Here is a 16,490-nt window from a genome sequence, read left to right as displayed (position 1 = left end):
TGTAATTTAAGCAAAATTGATCAAGGCAAAGGGTTACGGAGTGTATCTGTATTGGTCAGTGATTTATGTCTGTAATGCATTGCTAAAGGGTGAGAGTCGCAGGATTAGCCTGCGAGGCGTCTTATGATGTTTTGGGTGTGGGGTGACAAAGAAAAAGCCCCATTAAGGGGCTTTGGTGCACTACTAAGGCGAAAATAAATTACTCAGAAAGCTTATTTATTCAGGATGTTGTAGTTACTACAACCAGTGGCGTGTCCATTATCACAAGCTTGTTTGAAAAGCTCTTTTGCGGCTGCTCTGTTTTGAGGGGTGCCTGCGCCCGTGTCGTACATAACACCTAGATTAAACTGTGCAGAGGCGTGCCCCTGTTCAGCCGCTTTCTCGAACCACTCAAACGCTTTAGTATCGTTTTTAGGAGTACCCTGGCCACTGTGATACATAATTCCTAGATTGAGCTGTGCAGAGGCATATCCCTGTTCAGCCGCTTTCTCGAACCACTCAAGCGCTTTCGCATCGTTTTGAGGAACACCCTGGCCCGTGTCGTACATAACCCCTAGGTTGTACTGTGCGGAAGCATGCCCCTGTTCAGCCGCTTTCTCGAACCACTCAAGTGCTTTTGTATTATTTTGCTGAACACCTTGGCCAACGTCGTACATAATCCCTAGATTGAACTGCGCAGAAGCATTCCCTTGTTCGGCCGCTTTTTTGTACCACTCAAACGCTTTTGTATAGTTCAGAGGAACGCCTTGGCCCGCTTCATACATAGTTGCTAGATTGAACTGTGAAGAAGCATCCCCTTGTTCTGCTGCTTTCTCGTACCAAGCAACAGCTTTAGTATCGTTTTTAGAAACGCCGCGACCGTTGCGGAGCATATTACCTACGTTAAATTGTGCTTGAGCCATTCCTTGCTCGGCGGCTTTTTCGTACCATTCAAACGCTTTAGTGTCGTTCTGGGGAACACCCTGACCAATGTCGTACATAATCCCTAGATTGAGCTGTGCGGAACTATGCCCTTGTTCAGCGGATTTTTTGTACCACTCAAACGCTTTTGTATAGTTTAGAGGAACGCCTTGGCCTGTTTTGTACATAACACCAAGGTTGAACTGTGCTTGTGCATATCCTTGCTCAGCGGCTTTCTCATACCATTCAAACGCTTTAGTGTCGTTTTGAGAAACGCCCTGGCCCGTGTCGTACATAATCGCTAGATTAAACTGCGAAGTTGTATGCCCTTGTGCGGCGGCTTTCTCGTACCACTCAATAGCTTTTGTATAGTTCTTAGGAGCGCCACGACCATTACGGAGCATATTCCCTACGTTAAATTGCGCTGGAGCAATGCCTTGTTCGGCGGCTTTCTCGTACCATTCAAACGCTTTAGTGTCGTCTTGGGGAGCGCCCTGACCCGTTTCGTACAGAATCCCTAGGTTAAATTGCGCAGCAGCCATTCCTTGCTCAGCAGCTTTCTTGTACCACTCAAATGCTTTTGTATCATTTTGAGGAACACCCTTACCCTTGTCGTACATAATCGCTAGGCTAAATTGCGACGATGTATGCCCTTGTACAGCCGCTTTCTCGTACCAATCACGTGCTTTTTCGTAGTCGTTTATTTTGTAATAAAGCTGGCCTAGATTGTATTGTGCGGTAGGGTTGCCCTTTTCTGCTTCAAGTTGAGCAGTCTTAAAAAGCTCTTGGTTCTCGGGGGTTAGAGAAGATATAGGCTCAGCTATAGACGCGGAGTTGATACCCAAAAAGAGTAGCAAGTAAGTGAAAGATTGCGCCCATGTTTTTTTCATTATCAAATCCAGTCGTCGCTTAACAAATATTCGAGAAGGCTCAATCATAGCAACTTAATGAGCACGGTTAAGTGACGTTTGGTGTCGGTTTGCCCTTCAGCTTTCTAGATGACAAAGCGGCGCAGTAGGTTACAGCGTGTATAGCATTTTTTTCGGTCTGTAATGTCCGTTGTTAAATGCCGGTAAAACGGGTGTAATAGACGAAAAAAAAGACTGCCAAATGCAGTCTTAGTTCTAAAATTTATTTTTGTTCTAACTTTCATATTATGAAAAATTGCTTTTCTTTTGTGTGTATGAAAATTAGAAAGAATCTGGGGTGACCGATGGGGCTCGAACCCACGACAACCGGAATCACAATCCGGGACTCTACCAACTGAGCTACGGCCACCATTGTGTAGCAAAGAAAAATGATTATAGCAGCATTTTTATTTTTTGCACAAGTTTGCAGCAAAATAAATAAAGTTTAACGAGTTTGGCGAGAAACAGCGCTTTGCTCTATAGTGGTTCAGACCTATACAAAGGAGTTTGACTATGACACAGGTATTTGTTGTTCATCCTGAAAATCCCCAAGGACGCATTCTGGCTCAAGCGGCGCAGATCCTAGCTAAGGGCGGCTTAGTAGCCGTGCCAACTGACTCTAGCTATGCCGTAGTTGCGCGTCTGGACGATAAGTCAGCTGCTGAAGATTTGCGACGGGTACGTGGTTTGGATGAGCGTCATAACCTGACGGTGTTGTGTCGAGACTTGGCAGAGATTAGTACGTTTGCCAAAGTAGGGAACAGCCAATACCGTTTGTTGAAGATGGCTACGCCTGGTCCGTGGACCTTTATTCTAGAGGCAACTAAAGAAGTACCTCGCCGTGTGTCCCACCCTTCACGTAAGACTATTGGTATACGTGTGCCTGATAACAAGATCGTACGCGAGCTGATTGATCAAGTGGGTTCACCGCTGTTGTCCACGACGCTGATTCCTGAAGGGGAAAGTGAAGCGCTAAACGACGTGGCGGAAATTGAAAAACGCTACAAGGGCCAAATTGAAGCGGTGGTAGATGGGGGGGCATGCTCTATGCAACCGACTACAGTGATCGATCTGACTGACGAAACACCAGTAGTAGTGCGTGTGGGGGCGGGTGATCCTACTAAATTAGGCTTATCGTAAGAGTTAAGGCAGTTTTTTTGCTTTTGTGCACAACTCTGGTGAATAATGGCAAAAATGCTTTGAACTACGGTTTTTCATGAATGACTTAATACAGACCATTACGGTCTATGCTCTGCCTGTTTTGTTTGCGATTACGTTGCACGAAGCCTCTCACGGCTATGTGGCCCGCTTCTTTGGCGACAACACAGCAGCACAGGCAGGGCGCATTACGCTGAACCCCATTCCCCATATTGATCCCATCGGTACGATTGCCGTGCCACTATTCTTACTATTTACTACTAGCATGATGGGTGGGGCTGGTTTATTGTTCGGTTGGGCCAAGCCAGTACCAGTAAATTGGTCCAAGCTACGTCAGCCCAAACGCGATATGTTGTGGGTAGCATTAGCGGGGCCGGCCTCTAACTTAGTCATGGCTATAGGTTGGGCTATTGCTCTGCGCTTGATGCTGGATAACGGTGTGCTTCACACGGGTTTCTTCCCACGTATGGCGATAGCCGGTATTTGGGTGAATTTGGTGTTGATGGCACTGAACCTGATTCCGTTGCCACCACTAGACGGCGGCAGGATAGTATTTAGCTTGCTACCTAATAAATGGGCCTATCAGTATGGCCGCATCGAGCCATATGGCATGCTGATTTTGATTGTATTGATGCTTACTAACGTATTAGGCATCGCTTTAGCACCATTTTTGTCATTCGGGCAGAAAGTGGTGAGCTGGTTCTTATGATTTTGCGGTGAATCCTGTAAACTGCAATGATCTTTATGTTGTAAGATGTGTGCCGCTTTTTGATTCTGGAGAAAACCTCGATTATGGCAAACTCGGAGAATGCAACGCCTGTATTTCAAGGCAGTATGGTTGCGCTTGTTACCCCTATGTTCCCGGATGGGCAGTTGGATATCGAGGCGTATCGAAAGTTGATCGATTGGCATGTGGCTGAAGGCACAGATGCAATCGTTGTAGTGGGTACATCAGGCGAGTCGCCTACTGTCAGCATGGATGAAAATGCTGAACTGATCAGCATCGCTGTTAAGCACGCTGCTGGCCGTATCCCAGTTATCGCTGGTGTAGGGGCGAACTCTACAGCTGAAGCCATCGAATTGTCTCGTCACGCACAAAGCGTAGGCGCTGATGCTGGCTTGTCCGTTGTGCCTTACTACAATAGGCCTACTCAAGAAGGTATGTACCAACACTTCCGTAAAATTGCGGAAACTGTTGATCTGCCATCTTTCTTGTACAACGTACCAGGCCGTACCGTTGCTGACATGGACAACGACACCATTGTGCGTTTGGCTCATGTACCAAACATCATCGGTGTAAAAGATGCTACTGGAAATATCGGTCGCTTGAGCGCATTGCTGCGCGACAAGCCAGAAGAATTCATTGTGCTGAGCGGTGACGATGCTACTGCTGCTGCACTGATACTGCTAGGTGGTAAAGGCAATATCTCTGTGACTGCCAACGTGGCACCACGTATGATGCACGACCTGTGTATGGCCGCTTTAGCAGGTAATTTGCCAGAAGTTCGACGCTTGAACATGGTTTTGGCCGAACTAAACAGCAAATTGTTTATCGAAGCCAATCCTATCCCTGTAAAATGGGCGCTGGCTGAAATGGGGAGAATGCAATTGGGTTACAGATTGCCATTGACTCCCTTGAACGAGAAGTTTCACGATATGTTGCGTCAAACATTAAGGGATGCAGGTCTGATTTCATGAGAACAATGCGTTTAACCAAGATTTGTGCCGCCTTGACGGTAGGCCTGGGTGCTGTAGCGCTAAGTGGATGCTCCACTCTGGAAGAAATTACCGGTGGTGCAGAAAGCGTAGATTACAAAAGTACAGTACGCGGTGAGCCTTTAAGCGTTCCACCTGATCTAACACAAGCTCAGGCCGATGCTCATTACAAAGCACCGGAAGGCACCAGCTTCAGCAGCTACATGCAGTCACGTGAAGCGCAGCAACAAGCTGCTTCCAGTGGCTCCAACATCCTGCCGCAAACAGATGGTATTGAGGTTAAGCGCGATGGTCAGTTGCGCTGGCTGGTTGTGGACATGCCCGCAGAGAAAATTTTCCCAGAAGTGATTGAGTTCTGGGGAACACAAGGCTTTACGATTCGTAGCCAAGATCCTCGCGCTGGTGTGATCCAAACAGACTGGGCTGAAAACCGTGCCAAGATTCCTGAAGGCTGGATTCGCAGTGCGTTGGGCGCCATCGTGGACCAAGTGTTCGACAGTGGCGAGCGTGAGCGCTTTACTACCCGTATGGAACGTGTGGATGGCAAGACTGAAATTTACATCAGTCACCAGCACATGGAAGAAACTCCTACACCTGACGGTACAACCTTCAAGTGGGTATACGGTAAAGAGGATCCTAACCTGAACGCAGCTATGTTGGCTCGCTTGATGGTGTACTTGGGTACTGATCAAGAACGTGCTCAGTCCAAAGTGACACAAGCTGAACAAACAGAACGCGGTACAGCCGTAGAAACCGTCACTACTTCTAGCGAAGCTTTCTTGCGTTTGAACGAACCGTTCGACCGCGCATGGCGTCGTGTGGGTGTAGCGATTGATTCCGCAGGCTTTGCGTTAGAAGATCGTGATCGTTCTAGCGGTGAGTACTTCATTCGCTACTTGGATTCCGACACTGGCGAGAAAATCGAGCAAGCCAACATCTTTACTCGTATGTTTGGTGGCCGTAACACGGCAGAAGCTCAGGTATTCCGCATTCGTGTGGTATCGCAGGGCAATGGCTCTGTGGTTACTGTGCTGGACAAAGATGGCCAAACCATCTCTACCGATACGGCTCGCCGTATCATCACGGTACTGTCCAACCATATCGGAAAATAAGCTGCACGTTTTTCGTAAAAGCCCACCTACAAACAGGTGGGCTTTTTTTATTGCACTAAAGGCTAGACAATCCCTCTCAACTTATAGATAATGAGAATGAATATCATTTAATATTGGTGATGAGGCAGGACATGACTAGTGCATATCTCTCGGCGGTAACGATGAATCAGGCAGAGCAATCTCGCTTGGATCGGGCTTTGCGCAAAGTGCTTAAACCGGGTAGCTGGGGTATGTTGTTATGTGTAGCCAGCTTTATGTTGGCGTCAGTGCTGGTGGCGTATGTGGGTTTGCAATGGCAAGAACGTTTCTCTACCACTAAGCTTGATGCCGGCACTAAAACGCTGACGCACGCGTGGGAAGGGGCTGCCTATCTAGAGCTGTCACCAGGTGCTAAGGCCAATGTGGTGGAGTACGGTAATAGACGCGAAGTCTATATGCTCACCGGCTCTGCTGTTTTGCATGTATCCGGCGATCAAGCGATGCCTACGTCTTTGCATATAGGCAATAAGGTCTATCCCATTGCCGATGCTACGGTGCAAGTCTCTGTAGCGTCGGAACGCCATAGCGGTTTGGCTACCAACCATGAGTTGCTGGTATTGCAGCATACCGTGCCAGATCCTTTAGGTTAAAACCGCGTTACGTATATAAAAAGCCCCGCGTGTGTACGTGGGGCTTTTTAGTATTCAGAGCATGGGCATTGCTGTATAGGGCAATGTTCATGTTAGTGATCTCTGTTTACTGACGTGGAAACTGCTGCTTCCAGTCGTACAACAAGTCCAACGCATCACGTGCACTTAAGTTGTCCACATCCAGTTCATTAAAGCGGCGTTGTAGTTCTAGCGCTTGCTCATCTTCAACACTAGCTACTGCTGCTAAGTTATCTTCCGCAACCGGAGCAGAGAACAAATCTAACTGATTGCTAGGGTGTTGTGATTCTAGATGATTCAGTTCGCGCATGGCTTGTCTAATCACCGCCATAGGAATACCAGCGCGTTGGGCCACTTGAATACCGTAACTACGGCTGGCGGGGCCTTCTTGAACCTCGTGTAAGAACACAATGCCTTGGGAGGATTCCGCCGCCGCCAAATGCACGTTCACGCAGGCAGGTTCGCTATCCGGCAGTCGTGTGATCTCAAAGTAGTGCGTGGCAAAGAGTGTGAGGGCTTGGTTGTGGGTCAGCAAGCGATGTGCAATAGCCCATGCTAAGGCTAAACCGTCGTAGGTAGATGTACCTCTACCAATCTCATCCATCAGCACAATGCTGTGAGAGGTGGCGGAGGCCAAAATAGCCGCCGCTTCGGTCATTTCCATCATGAAGGTAGAACGACCACCAGCCAAGTCATCCGCAGCGCCAATACGCGTGAAAATACGGTCCACAGGGCCAATACGTGCCGCTGTAGCGGGTACGTAACTGCCGGTACGTGCCAACAGCGCAATCAGTGCATTCTGACGCATGTAGGTGGACTTACCGCCCATGTTAGGGCCGGTAATCAGCAGCAAGCGTCTGTCGTGGCGCAAATCACAATGGTTAGGCGTGAAGTGCTCAATGCTGTGCTCTACCACGGGGTGGCGGCCAGCTTGAATCCATACACCGGTTTGATCGCTCAGCTCAGGTGCTACCCAGTCATTCATCAAGGCGTGATGGGCGAAAGAAGCCAGAGCATCAATTTCCGCTAAGGCAGAGGCCGCCAATGACAAAGGAACGGTGAAATCGGTCAGCGTTTGCAGCAGCGTTTCAAACAGGAATTTCTCTTTGGCTAAACTGCGCTCTTTAGCAGAGAGTACTTTGTCTTCCCACTCTTTTAGCTCGGGCGTGATAAAACGTTCTGCATTTTTGAGTGTTTGGCGACGACGGTAGTCTTCGGGCACATTGTCGGCTTGAGCGCGGCTAACCTCAATAAAGAAGCCATGTACACGGTTGAACTCTACACGCAGGGTAGAAATTCCTGTGCGCTCACGTTCGCGCTGTTCCATTTTCATCAGGAACTCACCGTTATCACTGGCAAGTGATCGCAACTCATCCAGTTCGCTATCGTAGCCATCCGCAATCACGCCACCATCACGTACCAATAGGGCGGGTTCAGGTGCAATAGACTGGTGCAATAAAGTGGCAAGTTCTGGATCTAGCTGCAATTGACGAGTCAACCGTTCCAGTGCTGGGGTGGCAGGAAAATGCTGGCTCAACAGTTGATGAAAGGCAGGTAGTTCTTGCAGGGCATCGCGTAGGCTAGCCAGCTCGCGCGGGCGCACACTGCTTAATGCGATACGGGTAGAAATACGTTCTAAATCGGGGAAGTTACGCAGTAGTTTGTGTAGCGTCTGAAAGTGCTGGCTAGGTACGCCAGTGAGCAGCGATGACACGATTTGCTGGCGTTCTAGTACCGCATCGTTATTACGCAGCGGGTGGTGCAGCCAACGGCGTAGCAAACGCGCACCCATTGGGGTTTGGCAATGGTCCAGCGTGGAAAACAGCGTGGGGGACGTCTCACCACTAATGGTTTCAGTCAGCTCTAAGTTCTTACGCGTCACGCTATCCAGCACCACAAACTCGCCACTGTGATGCACGCTTAATTTATGGATGTGGTTTAGGCTTTGCGATTGAGTGTGGCTTACATAACGCAGCAGGGCACCAGCCGCACACAGCGCTACAGGGTAGTCATCCAAGCCAAAGGCCGACAAACTATCCACAGAAAAATGTGTGCACAGTGTTTGTTCTGCGCCTGTGCTTTCAAAGTGCCAGTCTGGCACGCGGCTAAGTCTATACGGGTTGGATAGCGTTTGTTGGCAGCTATCGCTCATGACCAGTTCAGCAGGTTCTAAACGGCTGAGTTCAGAGTCCAGCATATCGGGTTGGCATTCGCTCACGGTAAATTCACCGTTAGCCAAGTTCATCCATGCCAAACCTATAACATCTTGACGGTTTTTACGTCCCGGTACCAAGGCCGCAATAATACGGTCGGCTTTGCTAGGTAGCAGTGCATCGTCGGTTAGGGTGCCGGGCGTGACAATACGCACAATTTGGCGTTCTACCGGGCCTTTGCTGGTCGCTGGGTCGCCCACTTGCTCACAAATAGCGACGGACTCACCCAGTGCGACAAGTCGTGCTAAGTAGCCTTCCATAGAATGAAAAGGCACACCCGCCATCGGCACAGGTTCGCCGTTAGACGAGCCACGTTTAGCCAGCGTGAGGTTTAGCAGTCGCGCACCACGCTCGGCGTCTTGGTAGAACAGCTCATAAAAATCCCCCATTCGGTAGAACAACAGATGCGAACCGGCCTCTGCCTTGAGACGCAAGTATTGCTTCATCATCGGCGTGTGATTCGAGAACTCCAAGGCTTCAATATCAATGTTTTGAGTGGTGTTGCTTTGCAATGATGTATCAGGAGTCGTACGTTTCTTGTCGGTCATGTTGGTGCTATCTGTGCCTATCTAAACGGGTGTAGAGAATGCAAGGGATCACGCTAGTACCTGTAGCAGGTAAAAGGGTGATCCCTAGTGTAGTGCATAGTGACTATTGTCGCGTGGGAAGGGTGGGCTATGCAATCCACGCGTAGGTGGATGAGGTATTACGTTGCTGCGCTATTTCTAGAAAGTAGTAACCCACACCCCGCCGCCCCAAGCAACGCCGCACAACCACGATTAAAACGGCGCTGGCGTTCTGGCACGGCGAACCATTTACCTAAATGCGCGCCCATGTATGCGTAGGCGGCGATGGCTATCCATTCCAATACCAAAAACAAACTGCCTAGCACCAAAAATTGTGGGGCAGCGGCGTCTGAAGGGTTCACGAATTGGGGCAAGAAAGCCGTGAAGATTAAGATGGCTTTAGGGTTACCTGCCGCTACCATAAACTCTTGGCGCATCAGTTTCCATAAGCTGTAGTTTTTACTGGTGCTGCGGTTGTCGTCTTGGGGGATTTGGCTGACTGGCGCACGCCACAATTGCCATGCCAAGTAAAACAAGTACATGGCACCTACTACTTTGATGACGGTGAAGGCGATGGCCGAGGTTTGTAGCACCACGGCTAAACCGGACGCCGCAATAGCAATCATGCCTACAAAGGCGACTAAGCGGCCTATGCCTGCTAAGCACGAGACACCAAAACCAAAGCGAGTAGCGTTAGAGACAGAAAGCAGGTTGTTGGGGCCTGGCGCCATGTTTAAGGCAAAACAGGCAGGTATAAATAACAGTAGTAATTCTAAAGACATGACTAGGCTTTATTGCTGTGATTGTTAGGCGATAGCACGCCTTTATTCTACGATGCAGAGGTTTTAAATGCACTGTTGTAGCGACTTCTCGCCTCATCTTACTGTTCTGCAATATAGCGACCCGGTGGTTTACCCAAGGCTTTGCGAAACATCGTAATAAAAGCACTGACAGACTCGTATCCCAGTGCATCCGACACGCGTTGCACACTAGAACCCGCTGCTAATTGTTGTAGGGCAATTAGTATGTGTAATTGCTGACGCCAACGCCCAAAGCTCATGAGGGTTTCACGCTGTACTAAACGTGCCAAGGTGCGCTCGCTCATCGCCACTTGTTCCGCCCATTGAGCAACGGTACTGCGGTTGTCAGGATGGCGTATGAGTGCATGAGCAATGCGTTGTAATACCGGATGTTCGGGTATGGGCAGGTGTAGTTGTTCTACCTGCATGCGGCGCAGCTCTTCGAGTAAGACAGCGATGAGCTGCTTTTCATGCGGTAGGTTTAAGTCGCTAGGATCCTCCAGATGGGCGATGTGCCGGATCAGCTCTATGACCAATGGGGTTAGGGATAGTGTGCAACAGTGCTCAGGTAAGCCACTAATAGCAGGGTCTACAAACAGTAGGTAGACATGCCCGTTGGCAGTGATGTGATTGCTGTGCAGCATATCACCGGGAATCCACACCCCACAGCGTGGCGGAACCATCCACATGCCGCCTTCAGCCTGACACATCACGCCACCTTGTAACGAAACGACCAACTGCCCTTTATCGTGGCGATGAAAGGGTAGTTCGCTAGATTCTTCGCGTGCATGGTCACGTAATGCAGTGACCGGGTATGGCTGGGCATCAGGATCAAAGCTCTGCATAGCTTGATACAGAGGGTCTTTCATAGATTTTGACCGTTTTTAGCAATAAATAGTCATTATAAGTAAATTCAGAAAAGGCGTGGTGGGCTATCGTAGAGGCTGGCTAATTCAACATGTAGTGAATCTCTGTATGTCAGTGTTTTCTAAACTTCCCCGGTCGGCATGGTTGGTACTGGGGATTTTACTTTTCGCGACCACCTTGCGTGGACCCTTTACCGCGGTAGGCCCATTACTGGAAAGCCTACGACCGGTGTTTGGGCTAAGCACCAGTGAGGCGGGGTTATTGATTACCTTGCCACTGTTGAGCTTTTTTGTTGTGTCGCCATTTGCGCCGTTATTGGCACGAAAAATAGGATTAGAGCGCGCCTTGTTTGTGGCGTTGTTAATTATGTGCGGTGCCATTGTGTTGCGTTCGTCAGGGTCGCTGTGGGGGCTGTATGCCGGTACCAGCATTTTGGGGGCGGGGATTGCGGTAGGTAATACCTTGCTACCTAGCTTGCTGAAGCGCGATTTTCCTACACAGATAACGACGCTGACGGCGGTGTACGCCATCACCATGGGTGTGGCATCGGCAGCGGGTTCGGCCGTTGTAGTACCGTTGGCGCAAAGCCTGAATTGGCAATGGTCGTTAGGCGTGTTTTTGGTGTTGCCATTGCTAAGCGCCTTGATCTGGTTGCCGCAACTTAAAGCCGTACGTGCTCAGCCAGCCACCGCTACCACTAAACAGACTACCAAACGCAGCGTATGGAGCATGGGTTTGGCATGGCAGGTGAGCTTGTTCTTTGGTACTACCTCGTTGACGTACTACTCCGTGGCAACGTGGTTGCCCGCCATGTTGGTGGATTTGGGTTATAGCCAAGCTCAAGCGGGCTCGTTGCACGGTTTGATGCAGTTGGCCACCGCCTTTCCTGGGTTGGTGTTGGTGCCTTGGGTAAAGCGTTCTAAAGATCAACGCGGTATTGCGATCTCGATGGCGAGCTTGTCATTGTTGAGCTTGCTAGGCTTGGTGCTGTTTCCAGTGGCTGCCACGGTATGGGTAGCGGTGTTTGGTTTTGGTGTGACAGGTACCTTCATTTTGGGGCTGTCTTTCATTGGTATGCGAGCTGCCACTACAGCACAAGCTGCTGCTTTGTCGGGGATGGCACAGTGCATAGGGTATTTGTTGGCAGCAACAGGCCCCATCATTCTGGGTGCATTGCACGATTCCGTTGGTAATTGGCAAGTGCCGCTGTATGTGTGTATGGCGCTGTGCGTGCTGCAAGCCGTGCTGGGTATGGGGGCAGGCCGAGCCATTCATTTGCCACAAGACGAGGCTGTAACGGCTGACACTGCAGTCGCCGCTGCAGAGTAATCTACGCTTGGCGTGTTGCCGCTACAAAGCTAGACGGTGACACGCCAAAGTGTTTTTTGAAGGCGACCGAGTACGCGCTGTGACTTTCATAACCGCATGTCAGTGCAACGCTGACTATAGGTGCGTCATCCAATAGCATGGGTAATGAGTGCAGTAGTCTACATTGTTGACGCCAGCGTCCAAAGGTCATGCCCGTGCTGCGCTCAAAATGTCGATGAAAACTCTTGCTGCTCATGGCAAGGCGATCTGCCCAATCATTGGCCGTAAACGAGTGCGACAAGTTGGCCGTAAGGGCATCACACACTTGGGCCATAGTAGGGTCTGCGGGCCACGGTAAATAGCAGGGTAAAGGCTGTTGTTGCTGCAATTCTTCTAGCAGTAATTCTGACAGTAGCTGATGACGCCGCGAGAGTGTTGGGGGCGTAAAAGAGTCTTGTGACAACGCAATGATTAGCTCTCGCAGCAGTGGCGACACGTGCAGCACAGCGTCTTGATCGGCCAGGTGATTACTGATTTCAGCCTTGATAAACAACCCGTGCGCACGTACCTGACTATAGGTAAAAAACGCATGGTCCGTTTGCGGGCGTAACCACACCGCAGTGGTGGGGGGAAGCAACCATTCGCCGCTGTCAGCCTCTACACGCATCAACCCTTCAGCGGCATACAACAAGTGATAGCAATCATGCTGGTGTGCAGGAACGTGCGTCTGAGCGGGGTAATGCCCATGCACGCCCGTAACCAGTAATGAGCTTTGCTCGTGGTGCTTCAGGTCTAGAAACGTGGCGATTCCGCCGTCTACAGTCATCGCCATAGGGCTGTCTATTTTGAACAATAATCTGTCTATTTTTCTGTAGATAGACAGTCAGGTCAAGCCTACACTGTGTATTCCTTGGATGGATTTTGGGTTTTACGCCATGCCTCACGTACTACACAGCCTACGACTACTACGCTCCCTGACACTAGGTTGGGGTCAGTGCGTCGCTGTGCGCACCGTGACTTGTCCTGATTCCCCGTGGCCCCAACCGTACTAGCTTTTCCCTAGCAAGGGGAGTCAGGCAAATCATCGAATTTGATTTTCCTGAGGTGTTTATGCTGAGTAATCCAGCCCAAAAATACAAAGCTTTTCCCGCCATCAATTTGCCAGATCGCCAATGGCCAGAGCGTACCTTAACGCAGGCTCCGGTGTGGTTATCTACGGATCTGCGTGATGGCAACCAAGCCTTGTTCGAGCCCATGAATAGAGAACGCAAACTGCGTTTGTTTGATGAGCTGGTGCGCATTGGTTTTAAAGAAATAGAAGTGGGTTTCCCGTCGGCGTCGCGTACAGATTTTGAGATTGTGCGCCATCTGATTGAGGATAAAAAAATCCCCGATGATGTGACCCCTATGGTGATCACGCAGTTGCGTCCTGATTTGATACGTGAAACGGTACGTAGCGTGATAGGGGCTAAACGTGTGATTGTGCATTTCTACAATGCCATTGCCCCAGCATGGCGTGAGTTAGTGTTCAACATGGAAGTCCCGCAAATTCAGGTCATGGTGCAAGAAAGTGTGCAGTTGCTGCGTGAGCTGACAGACCAGCATCCTGAAACAGAGTGGGTATTGCAGTACTCACCAGAAACTTTCTGCATGGCTGAGTTGGAGGTGTCTTTATTGATGTGCAATACCGCCATCGAAACGTGGGATGCAAGCCCTACGCGCCCCATGATTATCAACTTGCCCACTACTGTAGAAGTCGCTACGCCCAATGTGTTTGCCGACCAAATAGAGTGGATGCACAGACACTTGAACCGACGCGAACATGTGGTGTTATCCGTGCATCCGCACAATGACCGAGGCACCGGTGTGGCGTGTGCAGAACAAGCCATGTTAGCGGGAGCAGAGCGAGTAGAAGGTTGCTTGTTTGGCAATGGTGAGCGCAGCGGTAACTTGGATCTGGTGACCTTGGCGTTGAACTTGTACACCCAAGGCATATCACCGAAGTTGGATTTTTCGGATATTTCGGCCGTAGCCAGAATTGTGGAAGAAACCACGGCGTTACCTATACACCCGCGCCATCCCTATGTGGGCGACTTGGTGTTTACGGCATTTTCAGGCTCGCACCAAGACGCAATTGCCAAAGGCTTTGCTGCACAAAAAACCGATGCGTTGTGGCGTGTGCCGTATCTGCCCATTGATCCGCACGATTTAGGACGTACTTACGATAGCATCGTACGGGTGAATAGCCAGTCGGGTAAGGGTGGCATCGCTTTCTTGCTGCAGCGAGATTATGGCGTGGTCATGCCTCGCCGTATGCAGGTGGAGTTCAGTGCGGTGGTGCAAGAGCGTGCTGACAGTGGTGAAACGGAGCTAAGCAGTGCGCAGTTGTGGGCGCTGTTTGAACACTGCTATTTGGGTGGTAAACAGTCATCACCAGCCTATGTGTATCACGCTCATAAGTTGCAGGATACTGATGCCGGTTTGCAATCTATTGTCTTGGAGATGACGGGGCCAGATGGGCAACGAGTCAGCGTAGAAGGTGCAGGCAACGGGCCTATTGCAGCAGCGGTAGCCGCCTTAGGTTTGCCAGTGCGTTTGGACAGCTATGAAGAGCGCAGTATGGGTTCAGGTGCCGATGCACAGGCTATGGCTATTGTTGAAGTGGTGTGGCCGGGCGTACCTGGTTCGCGCTTTGGGGTAGGGCAGCATCCTAATATTGTGACGGCCTCTATTCAGGCAGTGCTTAGTGCGATGAATAGGTTTGTGGCGACGGTGCCTGAGTTGTCGTAATTGCTGAAGTCTGGTGATGGTATGCATTGTGGCATTGTTAATGTGTCACTATCGTATTTCATCGCACGTGCAGGGGAGACTGCAGGAAAGCTTTTTGTGATTTGAGACACCAAATCAAAAAAGTTTCCTCTCCGTCTCCCCGAGCATTCCGCTATTGATAGGTTTACTGCCCTTGCTTAATCAGGCGCAGGCTACAGCCATTCATTGCCGATCTGTAGTTGCTGCGGATCTTGCACTCGCTGCAAGACTACAGGGTGTACTTTCCAGAAGTGGGTGTTCCTACAGCAACTACCAAAGCAAACCCCTAGGCAAGCGACGAAGGGAAGGCGGATGGAAGTGTTTTTTTATTTGGTGTACAAATTAAAAAATACTTTCGCAGCCTAAGACTACGGCAGACAGTGGTGGCTACGCGGGCTTTTTACGACCACACTTTCACACACGAGCGGCACATAAAAAAAGCCCCTACCGTAATCAACGATAGGGGCTTGTTTAGTAGGCACAAGTGCTAGTGACTAACCGCGAGCAGCCGCCTCATCAATCAGCTTACGTAAGCCTTTCTCAGCAAACCAATGTGCACGCTCATCCGCGGTGGGCGGGTTTTCTGCACGTTCTGCCAGCCAGTGATCAATGGCCTTAGTGCGCCAATGCAAGCCCTCTTGGTTGGCAATTTGAATCGCTAAGCCGGGGCGGGCGTTCAGCTCTAGCAGCATAGGGCCGAGATTGGCATCCAGTACCAAGTCCACCCCTAAATAGCCTAGCTCGGTTAGGTCATAACAGCGTGACGACAAACGCAACTGTACGTCCCAATCAGGGATCACATGGCCCGCTACCGCCACCTCAGTGTCGGGGTGATGCGTGATATGTTGGTTTAGCCATACCCCAGCAGTAGTATGTCCGGTTTCTAAGTCAATCCCCGTACCAATAGCGCCTTGGTGCAAGTTAGCTTTGCCGTCAGAGTGACGGGTGGGTAAACGAATCATGGCCATGGCTGGGCAACCACGGTACACAATAATGCGGGTGTCGGGCACGCCTTGGTAGCTTAGGTGCTCAAAGGCTTGGCTAAATTCCACACGCTGTTCGATCATGGCCGTGTCAGGCCTACCCCCTAGGGAGTAGGCGCCTGCCAAGATGTTGCTCACGTGGTGAGCCAAAGCCTCGGCACTCATCATGCGACCGTTGGCACGGCGGTAAGCGCCTTTGTCGTCTTTGCCGTTGAACACCAAAATACCGCTACCGCCACTACCGTGTACTGGCTTAATCACAAAGCTGGATTTGTCTTGCAGCATGGCGCCTAGCGAACGTATGTCACGGTGGGTTTGTATCACACCGTACAGTTCAGGTACCGCGACGCCAGCTTTGACGGCGAGTTCTTTGGTGAGAATTTTGTCATCCACCAACGGGTAGCGGCTGCGCGGATTCAGCTTGGCAATGTACTCACCATTGCGTTGGTTCATGCCGGCAATGCCCAGACGGTGCAGTTCTCGCGGACTGATCCATCGTTTCAT

Annotated in this window: 13 protein-coding genes and 1 tRNA gene; 7 read left to right on the top strand and 7 right to left on the bottom strand. The window is 50.3% G+C overall.

Annotated features, from left to right (window positions below; genetic code table 11):
* Positions 1–212 precede the first annotated feature (212 nt).
* Positions 213–1,790 carry an SEL1-like repeat protein gene (locus ACLO87_RS15575; RefSeq protein WP_430224195.1) on the bottom strand — a complete coding sequence of 526 codons (1,578 nt, stop codon included), beginning with the start codon at positions 1,788–1,790 and terminating at the stop codon, positions 213–215.
* A gap of 312 nt (positions 1,791–2,102) precedes the next feature.
* Positions 2,103–2,178: transfer RNA gene (locus tag ACLO87_RS15570), tRNA-His, on the bottom strand.
* Positions 2,179–2,321: 143 nt separating this feature from the next.
* Between ACLO87_RS15570 and ACLO87_RS15565 the strand changes: the two genes are divergently transcribed.
* The 5 genes from ACLO87_RS15565 to ACLO87_RS15545 all read left to right on the top strand — a co-directional run bounded on the left by ACLO87_RS15565 (position 2,322) and on the right by ACLO87_RS15545 (position 6,423).
* Positions 2,322–2,948: an L-threonylcarbamoyladenylate synthase gene (locus tag ACLO87_RS15565; RefSeq protein ID WP_135865878.1), complete on the top strand. Its 627-nt coding sequence runs from the start codon at positions 2,322–2,324 to the stop codon at positions 2,946–2,948.
* Positions 2,949–3,024: 76 nt separating this feature from the next.
* Complete coding sequence (locus tag ACLO87_RS15560) at positions 3,025–3,675, top strand: site-2 protease family protein (protein ID WP_135865879.1); 651 nt, start codon at positions 3,025–3,027, stop codon at positions 3,673–3,675.
* A gap of 83 nt (positions 3,676–3,758) precedes the next feature.
* Positions 3,759–4,664 (top strand): 4-hydroxy-tetrahydrodipicolinate synthase, encoded by a 906-nt coding sequence (dapA, locus tag ACLO87_RS15555; RefSeq protein WP_135865881.1) that lies wholly within the window; start codon positions 3,759–3,761, stop codon positions 4,662–4,664.
* Between the two features lie 5 nt (positions 4,665–4,669).
* Positions 4,670–5,794, top strand: coding sequence for an outer membrane protein assembly factor BamC (gene bamC / locus ACLO87_RS15550; RefSeq protein WP_430224293.1), 1,125 nt, complete (start codon positions 4,670–4,672; stop codon positions 5,792–5,794).
* Positions 5,795–5,925: 131 nt separating this feature from the next.
* A complete protein-coding gene (locus ACLO87_RS15545) occupies positions 5,926–6,423 on the top strand; it encodes a hypothetical protein (RefSeq protein ID WP_430224194.1) in 498 nt (165 codons plus the stop codon).
* A 106-nt stretch (positions 6,424–6,529) separates the two neighbouring features.
* Here the strand turns inward: ACLO87_RS15545 and mutS are convergent, their stop codons facing one another.
* The 3 genes from mutS to ACLO87_RS15530 all read right to left on the bottom strand — a co-directional run bounded on the left by mutS (position 6,530) and on the right by ACLO87_RS15530 (position 10,889).
* Entirely contained in the window at positions 6,530–9,202 is a 2,673-nt protein-coding gene (mutS, locus tag ACLO87_RS15540; protein ID WP_430224193.1) for a DNA mismatch repair protein MutS, read from the bottom strand.
* A 158-nt stretch (positions 9,203–9,360) separates the two neighbouring features.
* Positions 9,361–10,002 carry a LysE family translocator gene (locus tag ACLO87_RS15535; RefSeq protein WP_430224192.1) on the bottom strand — a complete coding sequence of 214 codons (642 nt, stop codon included), beginning with the start codon at positions 10,000–10,002 and terminating at the stop codon, positions 9,361–9,363.
* A gap of 98 nt (positions 10,003–10,100) precedes the next feature.
* On the bottom strand, positions 10,101–10,889 hold the full coding sequence (locus tag ACLO87_RS15530; protein ID WP_430224191.1) for an AraC family transcriptional regulator: 789 nt from the start codon (positions 10,887–10,889) through the stop codon (positions 10,101–10,103).
* Positions 10,890–10,995: 106 nt separating this feature from the next.
* Here ACLO87_RS15530 and ACLO87_RS15525 point away from each other — a divergent pair, with 106 nt between their 5' ends.
* A complete protein-coding gene (locus ACLO87_RS15525; RefSeq protein WP_430224190.1) occupies positions 10,996–12,216 on the top strand; it encodes an MFS transporter in 1,221 nt (406 codons plus the stop codon).
* 1 nt (position 12,217) lies between these two features.
* Here the strand turns inward: ACLO87_RS15525 and ACLO87_RS15520 are convergent, their stop codons facing one another.
* Positions 12,218–13,027 (bottom strand): AraC family transcriptional regulator, encoded by an 810-nt coding sequence (locus tag ACLO87_RS15520; protein WP_430224189.1) that lies wholly within the window; start codon positions 13,025–13,027, stop codon positions 12,218–12,220.
* A 278-nt stretch (positions 13,028–13,305) separates the two neighbouring features.
* Between ACLO87_RS15520 and leuA the strand changes: the two genes are divergently transcribed.
* On the top strand, positions 13,306–14,985 hold the full coding sequence (gene leuA / locus ACLO87_RS15515; RefSeq protein ID WP_430224188.1) for a 2-isopropylmalate synthase: 1,680 nt from the start codon (positions 13,306–13,308) through the stop codon (positions 14,983–14,985).
* 512 nt (positions 14,986–15,497) lie between these two features.
* Here the strand turns inward: leuA and ACLO87_RS15510 are convergent.
* Entirely contained in the window at positions 15,498–16,490 is a 993-nt protein-coding gene (locus ACLO87_RS15510) for an alpha-L-glutamate ligase-like protein (protein WP_430224187.1), read from the bottom strand.

Origin of the sequence: Paenalcaligenes sp. Me52 (assembly GCF_050487965.1) — a bacterium.
Lineage (GTDB): Bacteria > Pseudomonadota > Gammaproteobacteria > Burkholderiales > Burkholderiaceae_B > Paenalcaligenes.
The sequence above is the reverse complement of the archived record's forward strand: the minus strand, read 5'-3'. Positions and strand labels throughout refer to the sequence as shown.